This is a genomic window from Hymenobacter sp., from assembly GCF_035709525.1.
In the GTDB taxonomy this organism is placed as follows: Bacteria; Bacteroidota; Bacteroidia; order Cytophagales; family Hymenobacteraceae; genus Hymenobacter.
The window spans coordinates 19,748-36,207 of sequence record NZ_DASTEP010000010.1; the positions used below are offsets into that span (position 1 = coordinate 19,748).

Annotated in this window: 16 protein-coding genes; 12 read left to right on the top strand and 4 right to left on the bottom strand. The window is 61.6% G+C overall.

Features of this window, described 5'->3' with window-relative positions; translation table 11 throughout:
* Positions 1-138 precede the first annotated feature (138 nt).
* The 7 genes from miaB to groL all read left to right on the top strand — a co-directional run bounded on the left by miaB (position 139) and on the right by groL (position 7,714).
* Positions 139-1,569: a tRNA (N6-isopentenyl adenosine(37)-C2)-methylthiotransferase MiaB gene (gene miaB / locus VFO93_RS00805; RefSeq protein WP_325132398.1), complete on the top strand. Its 1,431-nt coding sequence runs from the start codon at positions 139-141 to the stop codon at positions 1,567-1,569.
* A 176-nt stretch (positions 1,570-1,745) separates the two neighbouring features.
* Positions 1,746-3,077: a sigma-54 dependent transcriptional regulator gene (locus VFO93_RS00810; protein ID WP_325132399.1), complete on the top strand. Its 1,332-nt coding sequence runs from the start codon at positions 1,746-1,748 to the stop codon at positions 3,075-3,077.
* A 46-nt stretch (positions 3,078-3,123) separates the two neighbouring features.
* The gene (locus VFO93_RS00815) at positions 3,124-3,633 is read left to right on the top strand and encodes an LptE family protein (protein WP_325132400.1); all 510 of its coding nucleotides are present in this window, start codon (positions 3,124-3,126) and stop codon (positions 3,631-3,633) included.
* 139 nt (positions 3,634-3,772) lie between these two features.
* Entirely contained in the window at positions 3,773-5,092 is a 1,320-nt protein-coding gene (locus VFO93_RS00820; RefSeq protein ID WP_325132401.1) for a hypothetical protein, read from the top strand.
* A gap of 14 nt (positions 5,093-5,106) precedes the next feature.
* Entirely contained in the window at positions 5,107-5,451 is a 345-nt protein-coding gene (gene secG, locus VFO93_RS00825; RefSeq protein ID WP_325132402.1) for a preprotein translocase subunit SecG, read from the top strand.
* 280 nt (positions 5,452-5,731) lie between these two features.
* Complete coding sequence (gene groES / locus VFO93_RS00830) at positions 5,732-6,022, top strand: co-chaperone GroES (RefSeq protein ID WP_325132403.1); 291 nt, start codon at positions 5,732-5,734, stop codon at positions 6,020-6,022.
* A gap of 45 nt (positions 6,023-6,067) precedes the next feature.
* A complete protein-coding gene (gene groL, locus VFO93_RS00835; protein WP_325132404.1) occupies positions 6,068-7,714 on the top strand; it encodes a chaperonin GroEL in 1,647 nt (548 codons plus the stop codon).
* A 357-nt stretch (positions 7,715-8,071) separates the two neighbouring features.
* On the opposite strand, the gene VFO93_RS00840 is transcribed toward groL, so the two are convergent.
* The 3 genes from VFO93_RS00840 to VFO93_RS00850 all read right to left on the bottom strand — a co-directional run bounded on the left by VFO93_RS00840 (position 8,072) and on the right by VFO93_RS00850 (position 10,882).
* Positions 8,072-9,514 (bottom strand): peptide MFS transporter, encoded by a 1,443-nt coding sequence (locus VFO93_RS00840; RefSeq protein WP_325132405.1) that lies wholly within the window; start codon positions 9,512-9,514, stop codon positions 8,072-8,074.
* Positions 9,515-9,695: 181 nt separating this feature from the next.
* Entirely contained in the window at positions 9,696-10,184 is a 489-nt protein-coding gene (locus VFO93_RS00845; RefSeq protein WP_325132406.1) for a hypothetical protein, read from the bottom strand.
* Positions 10,184-10,882, bottom strand: coding sequence for an NUDIX hydrolase (locus VFO93_RS00850; protein WP_325132407.1), 699 nt, complete (start codon positions 10,880-10,882; stop codon positions 10,184-10,186). Before VFO93_RS00850 ends, VFO93_RS00845 begins: the two co-directional genes overlap by 1 nt.
* 139 nt (positions 10,883-11,021) lie before the next feature.
* On the opposite strand from VFO93_RS00850, the gene VFO93_RS00855 reads away from it, so the two are divergent.
* Complete coding sequence (locus tag VFO93_RS00855; RefSeq protein WP_325132408.1) at positions 11,022-11,546, top strand: metallophosphoesterase family protein; 525 nt, start codon at positions 11,022-11,024, stop codon at positions 11,544-11,546.
* A gap of 273 nt (positions 11,547-11,819) precedes the next feature.
* Here VFO93_RS00855 and VFO93_RS00860 read toward each other — a convergent pair whose 3' ends face one another.
* Complete coding sequence (locus tag VFO93_RS00860) at positions 11,820-12,332, bottom strand: hypothetical protein (RefSeq protein WP_325132409.1); 513 nt, start codon at positions 12,330-12,332, stop codon at positions 11,820-11,822.
* A gap of 215 nt (positions 12,333-12,547) precedes the next feature.
* Here VFO93_RS00860 and VFO93_RS00865 point away from each other — a divergent pair, with 215 nt between their 5' ends.
* From VFO93_RS00865 to VFO93_RS00880, 4 genes are all read left to right on the top strand, one after another.
* Positions 12,548-13,582, top strand: coding sequence for a GntG family PLP-dependent aldolase (locus VFO93_RS00865; RefSeq protein ID WP_325132410.1), 1,035 nt, complete (start codon positions 12,548-12,550; stop codon positions 13,580-13,582).
* 143 nt (positions 13,583-13,725) lie between these two features.
* Positions 13,726-14,994, top strand: coding sequence for a sodium:proton antiporter (locus VFO93_RS00870; RefSeq protein ID WP_325132411.1), 1,269 nt, complete (start codon positions 13,726-13,728; stop codon positions 14,992-14,994).
* Between the two features lie 26 nt (positions 14,995-15,020).
* Complete coding sequence (locus tag VFO93_RS00875; protein WP_325132412.1) at positions 15,021-15,671, top strand: metallophosphoesterase; 651 nt, start codon at positions 15,021-15,023, stop codon at positions 15,669-15,671.
* A gap of 9 nt (positions 15,672-15,680) precedes the next feature.
* On the top strand, positions 15,681-16,358 hold the full coding sequence (locus VFO93_RS00880; RefSeq protein WP_325132413.1) for a DNA-3-methyladenine glycosylase 2 family protein: 678 nt from the start codon (positions 15,681-15,683) through the stop codon (positions 16,356-16,358).
* Positions 16,359-16,460: the final 102 nt, after the last annotated feature.

Consider the following 16,460-nt stretch of genomic DNA (forward strand, 5'->3'; position numbering starts at 1 on the left):
AGCTCGTCTGGCAGTTGCGTAGCGGACATCAGCCAAACTGATAATTGCTCATTGATAAACTGTCATTCTGTCATTTCCCGGCCCTATTTTGTATCTTTGTTATTCGCCCGGCTTTTCGCTTCGGGCTATTTGCCTGCTATGTCTCAACCGCTCATTACCTTAGATTTTCTCGATAAAGCGCCCGTGGCCGAGGCTCTGCCCGCCGACGTGCGCGTGAGCGCCGCCACCCGCACCGGCCGCGCCCGCAAGCTGTATATCGAGAGCTACGGCTGCCAGATGAATTTCTCCGACTCCGAAATCGTGTCCAGCATCCTGGCCGATGAGGGGTTCGATACCACCGACGACCTCGCCGGGGCCGACCTCGTGCTACTCAACACCTGCTCCATCCGTGAGAAGGCCGAGCAAACCGTGCGCATGCGCCTCAAGCAAATCAACTCGCACAAAAAGCGCAAGCCCGGTATGCTGGTGGGCGTGCTCGGCTGCATGGCCGAGCGCCTGAAAAGCAAGTTTTTAGAAGAAGAAAAAATCGTGGACCTCGTGGTCGGCCCCGACGCCTACCGCGACTTGCCGCAGCTCATCAGCCAGGTCGATGGCGGGCAAAAGGCGGTAAACGTGCTGCTGAGCCGCGAGGAAACCTACGCCGACATCACGCCGGTGCGCCTGAATTCGAACGGTATCACGGCCTTCATCAGCATCATGCGCGGCTGCGACAACATGTGCTCGTTTTGCGTGGTGCCCTTCACCCGCGGGCGCGAGCGCAGCCGCGACGCCCACAGCATCGTGCAGGAGGCTACCGCCCTGGTAGCCGCTGGCTACAAAGAGGTTACGCTACTGGGCCAGAACGTGGACTCCTACAAGTGGGCCAGCGAAGACGGTACCGAGCGCGTCAACTTTGCGCAGTTGCTCGAGCGCGTGGCGCTCATCAGCCCCGCATTGCGGGTGCGCTTCTCGACCTCGCACCCCAAGGACATCACCGACGAGGTGCTGCACACGATGGCGCGACACGAAAACATTTGTAAATACATCCACCTGCCCGCCCAGAGCGGCAACTCGCGGGTATTGGAGCTGATGAACCGCACTTATGACCGCCCCTGGTACGAGGAGCGGGTGCAGGCCATCCGCCGCATCCTGGGCGACGACTGCGCCATCTCGACCGACATGATTGCCGGCTTCTGCTCCGAAACCGAGGAGGAGCACCAGGATACGCTGAGCCTCATTGATTTCGCGCAGTACGATATGGGCTACAACTTCTTCTACTCGGAGCGCCCCGGCACGCTGGCCGCCCGCAAGCTCGAAGACGATATTCCGCTGGAAACCAAGAAGCGCCGCTTGCAGGAAATCATCGACCGGCAGCAGCTGCACGCCCGTGCCCGCTACGCCCGCATGGTAGGCCGAGTGCACAAGGTGCTGGTTGAAAACTTCTCGAAGCGCTCGCAGGAGCACCTCAGCGGCCGCAACAGCCAGAATCAGGTCGTTATTTTCCCGAAGGGTAATTTCCAGAAGGGCGATTACGTTGAGGTGTTTGTAACGAGCACGACCGGCGGGGCGCTATTGGGCGAGGCCGTCTAATGCCACTTTGCCTCTGACACACATGGATAATCCTACAAACGGCTTACTGGCCTGGCAAGCTGTTCAGTTGCTGATTGGCGGCTTCCTCGCCTTTCTGGTTGTTCGCCTGCTGTGGCGCATGAACTATCCTAAGAAATAACCTCTGCGGACTGAGCCGGTTAGGCTTGGCCTAGCCAATGACAAATCAAGAGATACAATCCATCAAGCAGCGCTTTGGCATCATCGGCAACGCGCCGGCGCTGAACTACGCCATCCAGGTGGCGGCGCAAGTCGCGCCCACCGACATGACGGTGCTCATCACCGGCGAAAGCGGGTCGGGCAAAGAGTCGTTTTCCAAGATTATCCACGCGCTTTCGCCGCGCAAGCACGGGCAGTTCATCGCCATCAACTGCGGAGCTATTCCGGAGGGCACGATTGACTCGGAGCTTTTTGGGCACGAGAAGGGCGCGTTTACGGGCGCCAACGAGGCCCGTAAAGGCTACTTTGAAGTAACGGACAGCGGCACTATTTTCCTGGATGAGATAGCCGAAATGCCGCTGGGCACGCAGGCTCGCCTGCTGCGCGTGCTCGAGAATGGCGAATTTATTCGCGTAGGCAGCAGCAAGGTCCAGAAAACCGACGTGCGGGTAGTTGCCGCTACAAATGTAAACCTACTCGACCGCGTGCAGGCCGGCAAGTTCCGCGAGGACTTGTACTACCGTCTCAATACAGTGCCCATTACGGTGCCGCCGCTACGCGACCGGGGCGACGACATCTACCTGCTATTTCGCAAGTTCACGGCCGACTTCTCGGAGAAGCACCGCGTCAAGCCCATCACGCTCACGCCCGACGCGGTGCGGCTGCTCAACAGGTTTCGCTTTCCCGGCAACATTCGCCAGCTCAAGAATTTGGCCGAGCAAATCTCCGTATTGGAACTCGACCGCGAGGTCGATGCCCAGCGCCTGACTACCTACCTGCCCGCCGCCCAAACCTCGCAGCTGCCGGCCCTGCTGCCGGGGCACGGCGCGGGCGACGCGGCGGGCGGCTTCGGCTCTTACTCCGAGCGCGATATCCTGTATCGGCTGTTGTTCGACATGCGCCGCGACATGACCGACCTCAAAAAAGTAGTGCTGGAGCTAGCCAGCGGCACGGGTACCCGCCCCGCCGCCGATGCCCAGGAGCTGCTGCGCCAAAACAGCCATTTGTTTACAAACTTAAACGAGCCTGCCCCTTACGCAGGCCCTGACGTCGCAGGCGAAAACAACGGCTACCTACTGCCCGCCTCACCTCTGCGCGTGGAAGTAGCTTCCCCAACCGCGTACAGCGACGAGGAGGAAGACATGCACACCGAGGACATTTCGCACGAAACTGAAGAAGAAACTCTTTCTTTGGACGCCATCGAGAAAGAGATGATTCTGAAGGCGTTAAAGAAGCATCACAACAAACGTAAATACGCCGCCCAGGACCTGGGTATTTCGGAGCGCACCCTTTACCGCAAGCTTAAGCAGTATGACCTGGAATCAGTTTAGCGCCGTTCCTACTTGTAAACAATACAATAGTAAACGGCGGCAAGTGATGCGGTTGCTGGCTGCGCTGCCTCTGGCTACCCTACTGAGCGGGTGCGGCATCTACTCCTTCAACGGCACCAACATCGACCCTTCCGTTAAGACGATTTCCATTCAGACGTTTCCCAGCAGCGCGCCCAACGCGCCGGCTTCGCTGAGCCAGCGCTTTACGGAAGACTTGAAAGACTACTTTCAGCGCAACACCACGCTGAAGCTCGTGCCCCGCGACGGCGACTTGCAGTTTGAGGGCAGCATCGTGGCCTACGACTACGCGCCGGCCGCCATTCAGCAGGTGGGGGCTGTAAGCCAGGCCGGGGCCAACCGCCTCACTATTCAGGTGCAGCTGCGCTTTACCAACACCAAAGACTCGAAGCAGGACTTTGAGCAGACGTTTCAGAGCCAGGGCGATTTTGCGTCTACCCAGGACATTGCTGCCGTTAACAACGACCAAAGCGCGGTGCGCAACATCACGCGCAACATCATCAGCGACATGTTCAATAAATCTGTCGCCAACTGGTAGTTAGCGGCCGTGACCGGCGCGAGCGCGGGCAAACTTTCCCGTTTCCGCGCTTCAACTATTGACTGGTTTTGCCGGCCTGTGCTGCTTACTTGCCGGCGCAGGCTGCACCTTTGCAGCCCCCAAAGCTATTTTTTCAGGAATGACCCGCTCCACTCTGCTCCAGCTGCTTGCTCATCCGGCCACCCTCACCGGGGCCGACGTGCGCGAGCTTGAGCAACTGGCCCAGGCCTTCCCGTACTGCCAAACGGCGCACCTGCTACTGGCCAAAGCGGCCCACGACCAAGGCTCGATGCTGGCTGGCCAGCGCCTGCGCCGCGCGGCCACCTACGCCGCCGACCGCGCCCTGCTGCGCCAACTCATTGAGTTGACACCGGCCGCCGCGCAGGGAGAGCCGGTGCAGGCCGAGCCCGTGGCAGCCACCACAGAGCCCGCTACCACAAGTGCCCCCGCGCCCGCCGCCGAACTCAGTGCGGCGGTGCCAACCGCAAGCGCGCAAACTACCGCCCCGGTTGGGACGCTGGTCGAAACAGACATTGCCACGCAGCCCGAGACAACTGAGCCTGTTGCTGAGGAAACGATGCTGGCGGCACCCGTGCAACCCGACGCCCCGACGGACACTCAGGAATCGGCGGCACCGACCAATGCCTCGGATGCGGCCGCTACCCCGGAGGTGGAAAACGCCAGCTCACGCGGCACCAACGAGGGCGAGCAGGTAGATAAGGCCGCTACTCCGGAGGCAGAAACTGCCCCCGACGACGAACTGCCCGCGCAGGCCCCGCCCATTCGCCCGCCCGCCGAGGCAGCGGCGGCCCGGCAGGAATTTGGCTTGGCCGATGCCGAGCCGGCGACCATTATTGCCTACCAGCTACCCGAGCTAGCTGAGCTTGAAGCAGATGCTAACGACCCGGCACCTGCCCCAGCGGGCACGGCGGCCCCCGCCAAAATGACGCTGCCGGCCTTTGCCGGGGTAGCCGACGTAGGCTACGCGCCTGGCGAGGGCAGCCGCCTGGGCTTTTGCCTGCAAAGCCCGCTGGCCGAAACCTACAGCCTCACGATGGGGCCGGCGGCGCTGCTACCCAGCACGCCGCTGCCGCCCGCCGGCGAGTTTTTTGCCCCTGATGCGCTGCTGCTCACGCACCTCCAGGCTCAGCAGGAACCGGCTGCCGCGCCTGTAGCGAGTGACTTGATAAACAGCTTTTTGCGCCGTGGTGCGCAGGCCGCGCCGCGCCGCCGCCCCGCCCCGCCCCTGCCCGATGCGGAAGCTGAGGAGCAGCCCGACCTTTCGGGCCCCAGCACCCGCACCGTGCCCGACCTGGCCTCCGAGAATCTGGCCAAAATCCTGGCCCGCCAGGGCAAGCCCGAGCGCGCTATTGCAATTTATGAGCGCCTGATGGTGAAACAGCCGGAAAAAATGGCGTACTTTGCAGCCCAAATTGAATCTTTGCGCCCACAGACGTAGCCTTTACTCTTCTCATGCTTGTTGCTTTAGTTGTTCTCATTCTGATTGTGTGCCTGTTGCTGGCCCTGGTAGTGCTGGCCCAAAACCCCAAAGGCGGCGGCATCAGCAGCCAGTTTGGCGCGGGCGGCGCGGCCAACCTCATGGGCGTGAAGCGCACCGGCGACCTGCTCGAAAAGCTCACCTGGGGCTTTGCCATCGCCCTGATTGTGCTTTCACTGGGCACCCACATGATTAGCGGCAGCGAAGGCCCCGCCCGCAGCATCAACCAGCAGCGCGCCCAGCAGGTGAAGCTGCCCGCTTCGCCGGCCCCCGCGCCTGGCGCAACTGCTCCGGCTACCGCGCCTGCTACCCCCCAGTAATTTCTGAGCTACGCCGATAGCTCTTTTAAAAAAGCCAGTGGCTGCCTCCTTTACGGGGGCAGCCACTGGCTTTTTTGCTGGAATGGAGGAACACGCAGGCGGTTATTTCATAAGCCACAACGGCCGGTTTCAGGAGCATTACCTAAACATTTCTGCCAATCCGCCGCTTGTAGCCGCGCATTCTGTCAGGTTTGGGCGCTTGGCATGTTTCGTGTCAACTGCCGCCGCAGGATACCTAGTTTTCCGTTTTCCAAAACATCACACACCCACCATTCAACCAATGGCACTGAGCATTAAACCGCTGGCCGACCGCGTAGTCGTGAAAGCCGCCGCCGCCGAAGCTACCACCAAGTCTGGCATCATCATCCCCGACACCGCCAAGGAAAAACCCCAGCGCGGCGAAGTAGTAGCAGTAGGCGCTGGCAAAACGGCCGACAACGGCACCGTTATCAAGCCCGAAGTATCGGTAGGCGACCAAGTGCTGTACGGCAAGTGGACTGGCACCGAAATCACTTTGGATGGCGAGGACTACCTCATCATGCAGGAGAAGGACATTCTGGCCGTTCTCTAAGCCACCTTACGTAACATTCTATAACTCCCTCACTTAACCACCCAAATGGCTAAGAACATTCAATTTGACGTCGACGGCCGCTCGAAGCTGCAAGCTGGCGTCAACAAGCTGGCGAACGCCGTTAAGGTAACCCTCGGCCCGAAAGGCCGCAACGTTATCATCGACAAGAAGTTCGGCGCGCCGAGCATCACCAAGGACGGCGTAACCGTAGCCAAGGAAATCGAGCTGCGCGACCCCATCGAGAACATGGGCGCCCAGCTCGTGAAGGAAGTGGCTTCGAAAACGGCCGACCAGGCTGGCGACGGCACCACCACGGCTACCGTACTGGCCCAGGCCATCTACACGGCCGGCTCGAAAAACGTGGCCGCCGGCGCTAACCCGATGGACCTCAAGCGCGGCATCGACAAGGCCGTACAGGCCGTGGTTGCCAACCTGAAGTCGCAGTCGAAGAAAATCGAGAACAACTCGGAAATCGCCCAGGTAGGTACGATTTCGGCCAACAACGACGCGGAAATCGGCAAGATGATTGCCGACGCCATGGATAAGGTTGGTAAAGAGGGTGTTATCACGGTAGAAGAAGCCCGCGGCACCGAAACCGAAGTGAAGACGGTAGAAGGCATGCAGTTCGACCGCGGTTACCTCTCGCCCTACTTCGTGACCAACCCCGAGAAAATGGAGGTTGAGTTCGACAACCCCTACGTGCTTATCTACGACAAGAAGGTGAGCACCATGAAGGAGCTGCTGCCCGTGCTGGAGCAGGTTCTCCAGACTGGTAAGCCCCTGGTTATCATCTCGGAAGACGTTGACGGCGAAGCCCTGGCTACGCTGGTAGTGAACAAGCTGCGCGGCTCGCTGAAAATCGCGGCCGTGAAGGCTCCCGGCTTCGGCGACCGCCGCAAGGCCATGCTCGAAGACATCGCCACCCTCACGGGCGGTACCGTCATCAGCGAAGAGCAGGGCTACAAGCTCGAAAACGCGACCCTGGACTACCTGGGTCAGGCCGAAAAAGTCATCATCGACAAAGACAACTCGACCATCGTCAACGGCAAAGGCTCGAAAGACGCCATCACGGCCCGCGTAGGCCAGATTAAGGCCCAGATGGAAACCACTACCTCGGACTACGACAAGGAGAAGCTGCAAGAGCGCCTCGCCAAACTGTCGGGCGGCGTGGCCATTCTTTACATCGGCGCTAGCACCGAAGTGGAAATGAAGGAGAAGAAAGACCGCGTAGACGATGCCCTGCACGCTACCCGCGCCGCCGTTGAGGAAGGCGTGGTGCCCGGCGGTGGCGTGGCCTTGGTGCGCGCCCTCGACTCGCTCGAAGCCATCGAAACCCTGAACGGTGACGAGCGCACCGGCGTGAACATCATCCGCACGGCCCTGGAGGCTCCCCTGCGCACCATCGTGGCCAACGCTGGCGGCGAAGGCTCGGTAGTGGTGCAGAAAGTGCGCGACGGCAAAGGTGACTTCGGCTATAACGCCCGCGAGGACCGCTACGAAAACCTGGTGGCCGCTGGTATCATCGACCCCACCAAGGTAACCCGCCTGGCCCTCGAAAACGCTGCTTCTATCGCCGGCTTGCTGCTGACGACGGAGGCTGTGATTTCGGACGAGCCCGAGCCTAAGGAGTCGGGCGCTGGCCACGGTGATGGTGGCATGGGCGGTATGGGTGGCATGGGCGGCATGATGTAGACCGCAGATTCAAACGGATTTGTAGGATTTAACGGATACGCCTGCTGCGCAGGCTGACTGTTGGCTCTGGTTCGTTTTGAGTTGTTTTTTAGTGGGAAGCCCCGTTGCACTTGGTGCGGCGGGGCTTCTCTTTTTGAAAGGCATGGGGGCGTATGTCATGCTGAGCGAAGCGGAGCCGAAGCATCTCTACCGCCTCGTTGCTAAGCGTAGAAGGTTAATTCACCGATAGAGATGCTTCGACTACGCTGCGCTTCGCTCAGCATGACGGATTTAGACTTTCTAGACAGTTTCATTATACCCCACAAAAAAGCGCCGCTGACTAATCAGCGGCGCTTTTTTTATTTGGAGTGAGGAAGACTAGCCCCGGCCGTGCATCATCGCAAAAAGCTTGCGCGAGATGGCGATAAGCAGCAGGCCCGCTACGATAACGAAGGCCGCAATGAGGCCGAACACCTTGAGCGCCCCCAGCGTTTCGACGTAGGCCGCGATGTAGCCGCCCGCGATTTGGGCTACGAAGGGCGCTAAAAACCACACGCCCATAAGCATGGCCGTGAGGGCCGGCGGCGAGAGGCGCGATACCATGGAAAGGCCCACGGGCGACAAGCACAGCTCGCCGACCGTGTGGAAGAAATACGTAGCTAGCAGCCACAGGATGCTCGCTTTGATGGTTTGGTCGGCCACGTCGCCGCCGCGCTGGAGCGCAGCCCCCACCATAAACAGGAAGCCCACGCCGAGCAGGACCATCCCCAGGCCCATTTTGACGGGGATGTTCAGGTCCTTGCCCTTGCGGCCCAAGCTCACCCACAGGGCGGCCACCGGGGCCCCTAGCAGCACGATGAAGCCCGCATTTACCGACTGAAACCACGAAGTGGGAATCAGGAAGCCCGCTACTTCGCGGTTGATGTACTTATCGGTGTACAGCGTAAGCGACGAGCCGGCCTGCTCGAAGCCCGCCCAGAAGAAAACCACGAACAGCGTGATAACAAAAATCACTGCCATGCGGTCGGTTTCCTCCTTGGTGAGCGGGGCCTTGGCCGCCTTGGCTTCGGGCGAATCACCCTTGCCCTCGGGCTGCATACCTACCGAACCCAAGTACTTGTTGCCAAATACGTTAAAAAGAATCTGACCCAGTATCATACCCGTGCCCGCCGCCAAAAAGCCGTAGCGGAAGCCGTAGTGGTCGACTACCATCTGCTGGGTAGCGGGGTCGAGGTGCCGCACGGCAAACAGGTTTTCGGCCAGGTAGCCGCACACCAGCGGGGCCAGAAACGCCCCCACGTTGATGCCCATGTAGAAAATGGTAAACGCGGCGTCGCGCAGCGGGTCGCCTTGCTTGTAGAGCTTGCCTACGATGGTCGAAATATTGGGCTTGAAGAAGCCATTACCCAGGATGATGAGCAGCAGACCAGCCGCCGTGGGCCAGGGCAAGCCAAAAAACGCGCCCTCGGTGGACAGCGCCGGCTGCATAAAGAGCAAAAACTGCCCAATGGCCATCGTAACGCCCCCAATGAGAATAGCCCGGCGCTGCCCGAGGTACTTATCGGCCAGCCAGCCCCCAATGATGGGCGTGAAATACACAAACCCCGTGAAATAGCCGTAGATGAGCGTGCCCGCCGCTTCCGGGATGCCGAGGCCGCCCGCTATCGCCGCCTTGGTGAGGTACAGCGTGAGCAGGCCGCGCATGCCGTAGTAGCTGAAGCGCTCCCACATTTCGGTGAGAAAAAGCAGGTAGAGGCCCGGCGGGTGCTTGGTGGCAAATTCTTGGGAGGGCTGCTCGCGCAGGGCGGTGGCTGGTTGCATGAAGAAAAGAAGTGGGTGGAACTACGATAGCCAAATTTCTGGGCCGAAACCAGAAGGGGTAAAGCTAAGGAAACTTTGGGAAATGCCGCGCCTGCGGCCGCGCCGCGCCAGTCGGCCCAGCAAAACGCCCCGCTGGCGCGGCGGCCAGCAGGGCGTTTCAGAATGGCGTTTTCTACGGCGGTTACTTGGTGGGTATCACCCGCACGCCCAGCAGCCGGAAGGTGTTGCCGGCGTAGAAAACCGGCATTACCAGGTAGTTGGGCGCGTTGGGGCGCAGGTGGGCGCGGCCCATGAGGCTGTCTTCGTGGTGGCCCAGCAGCAGCAGGTCGCGCACCTGGCGCGAGCGGGCGTCGTAGTTGGCCACCAGCGTGAGCCCCCCCGTGCGGAAGGCCGTGGCCGAGTCAGCCAGGGTCAGCCGCGACTCGGGCAGGGCCTCGGCCACGGCGGCGGGCACCGGCCACGTAGCCCCCAGGCGCTGGCGCAGGCCATCGATGGACACGCCCAGCAACGCCGGCACGTTGGCCGTGGGAGCCACCTGCACCGGCACGCTACCGGCGCTGGCCACGTGGCGGGGCTCGTGCGCGCCCGAGCAGGCGGCCAGCAGCCCACCGGCCCCGAGCGCGGCCGCCCACCGGCGCGGCCCACCCGGCCGCCTGCCTGCCCCGCCCATTAGTCGGCGGCCGCCGTTTTGGCGGGCTTGCCGGCCATTTCGCTCAGGTAGTGGCGCACTACCAGCGCAATGGAGGCATACGACTCTTCGAGGCGGGCCAGGGCATCGTGCGGCGACATCCAGCGCACCTCCTCGATGTACTCCTCGGTTTGCGGGCGCATCACCGAGTCGTCGAGGCACTTCATCACGTACCAGCTGGTTTTCTTTAACATTTTATTACCCTTGTAGGCGTAGGAATGCCAGGTGCTGGGCAGCTCTTCGCCCAGCTCGACCTTGATGTTGCACTCCTCCTCTACCTCGCGGATGGCCCCGAGCGCCACGTCCTCATCGCGGTTGAGCTTACCCTTGGGCAGGTCCCATTTGCCTAAGCGATAAATCATTAGCACCTGGCCTTCCTTCACTACCAGGCCACCGGCGGCCTTAGCTATCTTGAACTGGTCTTTGAGGTGCAGGATGAGATTCTTCTTTTTTCGCACCAGCAGCGTGAGCGAGTCGAGCTTTTTTAATTTTTTAACTTCCATGAGCCGCAGCAGGCGGTCGAGGAAGGCGGCGGAGGCGTCGCGCACGAGCACGTCGCCCACCAGGTCTTTGCTGGTGAATTCGTCGGTAGCCTCCAGAATGAGGTCGTACTTATGCTTGTAGACCTTCTCGCTGAGCTTTTTAATTATCAGCGGTACGTCGTTGATGAAAACGTTCATCGGGAAAGAGTCGGGATTGAAAAGCGAAAACCGGCGGTAGCCGGTTGGGGGCCCCTGCCATACGGCGGGCGGCGCTGCAAGATACACGCCGCCCGGTTTTTGGCCCAAGCTCAACCGCCCGGCTGCATCTTTGTGGCCTATGACGCGAATTGGCTTGCTTTCGGATACCCACGGCTACCTCGACGACCGCATCATCCACCACCTGCAAGGCACCGATGAAATCTGGCACGCCGGCGATTTTGGCTCGGCCGAGGTCGTGATGGGGCTGGCGGGCTTGGCCCCGGTATTCCGGGGCGTGTACGGCAATATCGACGGCCCCGAAATTCGTAGCACCGAGCCGCTGGTGCAGGATTTTAAAGTAGAGGGCTTGCGGGTCGTGATGACGCACATCGGCGGCTACCCCGGCCGCTACACCCCCGAGGCCCGGCAACTGCTGACCCAGGCACGCCCCGGCCTGTTCATCAGCGGGCACTCGCACATCCTGCGTGTGGCCCCCGACCCCAAGCTGCGCCTGTTGCACCTCAACCCCGGTGCGGCCGGCCGCCACGGCTTTCATAAGGTACGCACGCTGCTACGCTTCGGCATCGACAAAGGCCAGGTAATGGACATGCAGGCCGTGGAGCTCGGCCCGCGCGCCCTGCTGCCCAGCGAGCGCGGGCGGTAGCGTAGCGCGGACTTTCAGTTCGCGAGGCGATGGCAGCACTATGCGACGAACACCCAAAGCGGGCTGCCGGCTGTTCGTCGGCTGCTATCGCTCGCCGAAGGAAAAGCCCACCGCCCGCTTCATCTTTTGTGCTACTTGGCATGTGCCTACTCGCGGACTAAAAGTCCGCGCTACTTGCTCACGCGCAAACATAAAACTGCACAAAAAAGGCCGCCACTCTTTGGTAAGAGCGGCGGCCTTTTTTAATTTGCTAGGCTTAACCCGTGGGCTGGCTTAGAGGTGAATTTCGGGTTTGGGGTGCTCGCCTTCCTGGCCGTCTTCGTTGACGGGCTTGGTCACGGCCTCGGCTTCGTCGAAGCCTTCGGTGCCGGTTTGGTTGACTTGGGCGGCGTTCTGGCTGGTGGGCTCAGTAGTTTCCGGGTGCAACACGTGCTTGGCGCCTTCCACGAGGTTGTGGGCGGCTTCCTGCACGGCGGCGGTGGCCTTTTCCACTACGCTGTTGTGCGCTACGGCATCAGCGGCGTCGGTGGCAACTTGCTTTACCTTGTCGGCAGCGGCCGAAGCCGCGTGCGCTACCTTATCGAGCAATCCCTCTTCCTTTACGCTAGGCTTTTTTTTTTCGCCAGCCTCCGTAGCGGGGGCCGACTGAGCAAAGCGCGATTTCAGCTCGTCCAGGTCCACGTTTTTCAGCACGGGCGTACGCAGCAAGTTTTTGATTTTGCGCGTTTCATTGTTGGCACGGGCAATGTTTTTGCGGTGCTTGCGCTTCAGACGGGTAACGGACATGATTTCCGGGGAAATGAGGATTTCGGGGTAGTTCTGGCAAATGAGGTGCAAAAATAAGGGGCTAATTTTGGAATTCCAAACCTTTTAGCTTCGTGCTTAGTGCTTAGTGCCTGGTGCCTGGGAAAAAGTAATTTATCAGCGCGTTTCTACGGCAGCTCAAATTACTAGCCACCAAGCCCTAACCTATAGACTCTAAGCACTAGGCACCAAGCACTATGCACCAAATTATCGACTTGCGCTCCGACACCGTGACGCGCCCCACGCCGGCCATGCTGGCCGCCATGCACGCCGCCGAAGTCGGCGACGACGTGTACGACGAAGACCCCACCGTGCACCGCCTCGAAACCGAGCTTGCCGCCCGCTTCGGCTTGGAAGCCGGCCTGTTTTGCCCCTCGGGCACCATGACTAATCAGCTGGCCATCATGGCGCACTGCGCCCCAGTTTCGGAGGTTATTTGCGAAGCCACGGCCCACGTCTACCTCTGGGAAGTGGGCGGCATCATGCACCACGCCCGCGCCTCGGTGGCGTTGCTACCCGGCGAGCGGGGCCGCCTCGCGGCCGCCCAGATTGCAGCCGCCATTCGGCCCGTGGGCAACGTACACTATCCCACCACCAGCCTAATTTGCCTCGAAAATACCCACAACAGGGGCGGTGGCAGCTGCTACGCCTGGGCCGATTTAGAAGAAATAGCCGCCCTCACCCAAAAAAACGGCCTGGCGCTGCACCTTGATGGGGCGCGCATTTTCAATGCGCTCGTGGCTACCGGGCAGCGTAGCCAGGACTACGGCCGGCTGTTCGACTCTATTTCGGTGTGCCTTTCTAAAGGCCTCGGCGCGCCGGTGGGCTCGGTGCTGCTTGGCTCGGCCTCTTTTATTCAGAAGTGCAAGCGGCTGCGCAAGCTGTTCGGCGGCGGCTGGCGGCAGGCGGGCTATTTGGCGGCGGCCGGGCTTTTTGCTCTTGATAACAATATAGACCGCCTGGCCGACGACCACCGTCGCGCCGCCCGCTTGGCCGAGGCGCTGCGCCCTCTCCCCTACGTGGCCGAAATACTGGCGGCCGAAACCAACCTGCTGCTTTTCCGCCTCGATGAAAGCCGCCTGACCGTGGCTGACTTCCTGAGCCGGCTGGAGGCGCAGGGCATCCGGGCCAGCGGCTTCGGCGGCAGTTGGGTGCGCTTCGTGACGCACCTCGACGTGGACGACGCCATGACCGAGCGCGTGGCGCAAGTAGTGGCCGGGCTAGCTGGCTAAGTTACGCTTGTCATGCTGAGCGCAGCGAAGCATCTCTATCGCTGCGTTGCAGAGCATCGGAAGTTAGTTACCCAATAGAGATGCTTCGCTGCGCTCAGCATGACAGACGCAACTGAATAAACACAAACCTAAAACCGCCCAAGATGCCCTTATACAATGCCCTTGCGCTACTCCTCGTCCTGGCCGCCGCCTTTGCTTACCTCAATCACCGCTTCCTGAAAATGCCGCCCGCCATCGGTCTGATGGTGCTGGGGCTACTGACCTCGCTGGCGCTGGTGGGCCTGGCCCGGCTGGGCGTGGCCCCGGTGCTGGCATTGGCCCGCGTGGTGGGCAGCATCGATTTCAGCGCCCTCGTGATGCAGGTGATGCTGGGGTTTCTGCTCTTCGCCGGCTCCATCCACGTCGATACCCGGCGGCTAGGTAAGCTGCGCTGGTCGGTGGGCATTCTGGCCCTCATCGGCACGCCCTTGAGCGTAGCGCTGGTGGGCGGGGCAATGTACGTGCTACTACCGTGGCTGGGGCTGCCTACGCCGCTGGTGTACTGCCTGCTGTTTGGGGCACTCATCTCGCCCACCGACCCGGTGGCGGTGCTCAGTATCCTCACCAAGGCCAACATCGACAAAGACCTGGAAACCAAGATAGTGGGCGAGTCGCTCTTCAATGACGGCGTGGGCGTGGTGCTCTTCGTGGTGCTGCTGGAAGTAGCCTTGCTTGGCCCGAAGGAGGTCACGGTAAGCCACGCGCTCACCGTATTTGCCCAGGAGGCTGTGGGCGGCGTGGCCCTGGGGGCCGTTTTTGGTTTGGGCGCGGCGTGGCTGCTGCGCTCCGTTGATAACTACCAAGTGGAAGTGCTGCTGACGCTGGCCCTAGTGGCGGGCGGCACGGCGCTGGCCGCGCAGCTGCACACCTCGGGACCGCTGGCGATGGTGGTGGCTGGGCTGCTGGTGGGCCATTTCAGCCGCCAGGGCGGCACTACCTCCGAGCTGTCGCAAGACTACGTAGACAAGTTTTGGGAATTGATTGACGAGGTGCTCAACGCCCTGCTCTTCGTGCTGGTGGGGCTGGAAGCGCTGGTGCTGCCCATTACGGGGCGCATCATCGGGGCGGGCGTGGCGGCCGTGGCGGTGGTGCTGCTGGCGCGGCTGCTGGCCGTGGCGCTGCCGCTGGGGCTGCTGCGGGGCAGCGGGTTGTTTACGCCCTCGCACCGCAGCGTGCCGGTGCTGACCTGGGGCGGCCTGCGCGGTGGGCTCTCGGTAGCGATGGCGCTGAGCTTGCCGGCCGAAGCGCCCCGCGAGCTGTTGGTGGGCATTACCTACGTAATTGTCGTGTTTTCCATCATCGGGCAAGGGCTCACCATTGGGCCACTGGTGCGCTGGCTGGGGGTGGCCGGGCCAGCGGCCCCGCGCGAGTAAGTCACGTATTAACTTAAAGGGCAGCTATGAATTTCTTCGTCATCGCCGACATCCACGGCTGCCTGCACACGTTTCAGGAGCTCCTCACGCACTGGCAGCCGGGCGAGCGGCTGGTGCAGCTCGGCGACCTCGTGGACCGCGGCAACTACTCGCCCGAAACCGTGGAGCTGTGCCGCCAGCTCAGCCAGGATTTTCCCAACCGAACCGTTTTTTTGCAAGGCAACCACGACTGGGGCATGGCCGAGCACCTCGGTCCCGACGGCCCCTATAAGAGCTGGCTCGGCTGGGGTGGCCAGGGCACCCTGCACCAGTACCAGCGGCACCGCACCTGGCTGGCCCCGCACGCCGCCTGGCTCAGCCGCCGGCCGCTGTTTTGGGACAACGAGCACGTGGTTTTTTCGCACGCTGGCTTTGCCGACGAGCTAGCCCCCTTCGACCCCAACAACCCCGATGGGGTGCTGTGGCGGCGCAGCCCGCTGCTCAATACCGGCCCGCTGCAAGTGGTGGGCCACACCCCCACCACCGACGGCAAGCTGCGCTTCGACGCGGTGGCTAATGCCATTTACCTCGATATGGGGGCCGTATTCGGGCGCTGCCTCACCGGCCTGCGCCTCAGTGAAACCGGCACGGTGCTCGAAGTTGTTGAAGTAGCTACGCACGCCGAAGACATCGACTAAAACCGCCCCATGCCCGCTATTTTACCCCCCGCCACCGAGCCCCACTGGCACGCCGCCGGCCTCGCCCACCTCACCCAGGCCGACCCGATTCTGGCCCAGGCCATTGCCAAAATAACCGCCCCGGTGCGCCCCGCCGCCCACGAAGATTTGTACCTGGCTTTGCTGCGCGCCATCGTGAGCCAGCAGATTTCAACCAAGGCGGCCGCCGCCATCTGGCGGCGCTTCACCGCCCTGTTCCGGCCCGATGGCTACCCCGAGCCCCGCGAGGTGCTGCGCCTCGAAGAAGACGAGCTGCGCGAAGCCGGCCTTTCGCGCCAGAAAATCGGCTACCTCAAGGCCATTGCCGACTACCAGGAGCGCGGCCTGCTCGACTACGACCACCTGAGCCAGCTCGACGAGGAAGCCTTCACGGCCCACCTCACCGCCATAAAAGGCGTGGGCCGCTGGACCGCCCAGATGCTCCAGATGTTTGCCCTCGACCAGCCCGACGTGTTCAGCGAGGGCGATTTGGGCATTCAGAATGCCATGCGCAAGCTCTACGGGCTGGAAGAAACCGGCCGGGCGCTGCACAAACGGATGCTCGTTTTGGCCGAGCCGTGGCGGCCCTACCGCACGCTGGCCTGCAAGTACTTGTGGCGCTCGCTCGACCCCACGCCGCCCATCAACGCCGATTTGGGCTGGGAGTAACACCAAGCTCCAGCTTGGTGAAGCGTCCGCTTCGTTTGGGTGCTGCCCAATGCTTCACCGAGCTGGAGCTTGGTGCTACTGCGGCCTATCTTTGGGCTTTAA

What these genes read in the sequence shown, in the direction of transcription:
- VFO93_RS00860 (WP_325132409.1), bottom strand. Translation starts at nt 12,332, where the DNA reads ATGTCCGTTACCCGTCTGAAGCGCAAGCACCGCAAAAACATTGCCCGT.
- VFO93_RS00840 (WP_325132405.1), bottom strand. Translation starts at nt 9,514, where the DNA reads ATGCAACCAGCCACCGCCCTGCGCGAGCAGCCCTCCCAAGAATTTGCC.
- miaB (WP_325132398.1), top strand. Translation starts at nt 139, where the DNA reads ATGTCTCAACCGCTCATTACCTTAGATTTTCTCGATAAAGCGCCCGTG.
- groES (WP_325132403.1), top strand. Translation starts at nt 5,732, where the DNA reads ATGGCACTGAGCATTAAACCGCTGGCCGACCGCGTAGTCGTGAAAGCC.
- VFO93_RS00880 (WP_325132413.1), top strand. Translation starts at nt 15,681, where the DNA reads ATGCCCGCTATTTTACCCCCCGCCACCGAGCCCCACTGGCACGCCGCC.
- VFO93_RS00810 (WP_325132399.1), top strand. Translation starts at nt 1,746, where the DNA reads ATGACAAATCAAGAGATACAATCCATCAAGCAGCGCTTTGGCATCATC.
- VFO93_RS00875 (WP_325132412.1), top strand. Translation starts at nt 15,021, where the DNA reads ATGAATTTCTTCGTCATCGCCGACATCCACGGCTGCCTGCACACGTTT.
- VFO93_RS00815 (WP_325132400.1), top strand. Translation starts at nt 3,124, where the DNA reads ATGCGGTTGCTGGCTGCGCTGCCTCTGGCTACCCTACTGAGCGGGTGC.
- secG (WP_325132402.1), top strand. Translation starts at nt 5,107, where the DNA reads ATGCTTGTTGCTTTAGTTGTTCTCATTCTGATTGTGTGCCTGTTGCTG.
- VFO93_RS00865 (WP_325132410.1), top strand. Translation starts at nt 12,548, where the DNA reads ATGCACCAAATTATCGACTTGCGCTCCGACACCGTGACGCGCCCCACG.
- VFO93_RS00845 (WP_325132406.1), bottom strand. Translation starts at nt 10,184, where the DNA reads ATGGGCGGGGCAGGCAGGCGGCCGGGTGGGCCGCGCCGGTGGGCGGCC.
- VFO93_RS00820 (WP_325132401.1), top strand. Translation starts at nt 3,773, where the DNA reads ATGACCCGCTCCACTCTGCTCCAGCTGCTTGCTCATCCGGCCACCCTC.
- VFO93_RS00850 (WP_325132407.1), bottom strand. Translation starts at nt 10,882, where the DNA reads ATGAACGTTTTCATCAACGACGTACCGCTGATAATTAAAAAGCTCAGC.
- VFO93_RS00855 (WP_325132408.1), top strand. Translation starts at nt 11,022, where the DNA reads ATGACGCGAATTGGCTTGCTTTCGGATACCCACGGCTACCTCGACGAC.
- groL (WP_325132404.1), top strand. Translation starts at nt 6,068, where the DNA reads ATGGCTAAGAACATTCAATTTGACGTCGACGGCCGCTCGAAGCTGCAA.
- VFO93_RS00870 (WP_325132411.1), top strand. Translation starts at nt 13,726, where the DNA reads ATGCCCTTATACAATGCCCTTGCGCTACTCCTCGTCCTGGCCGCCGCC.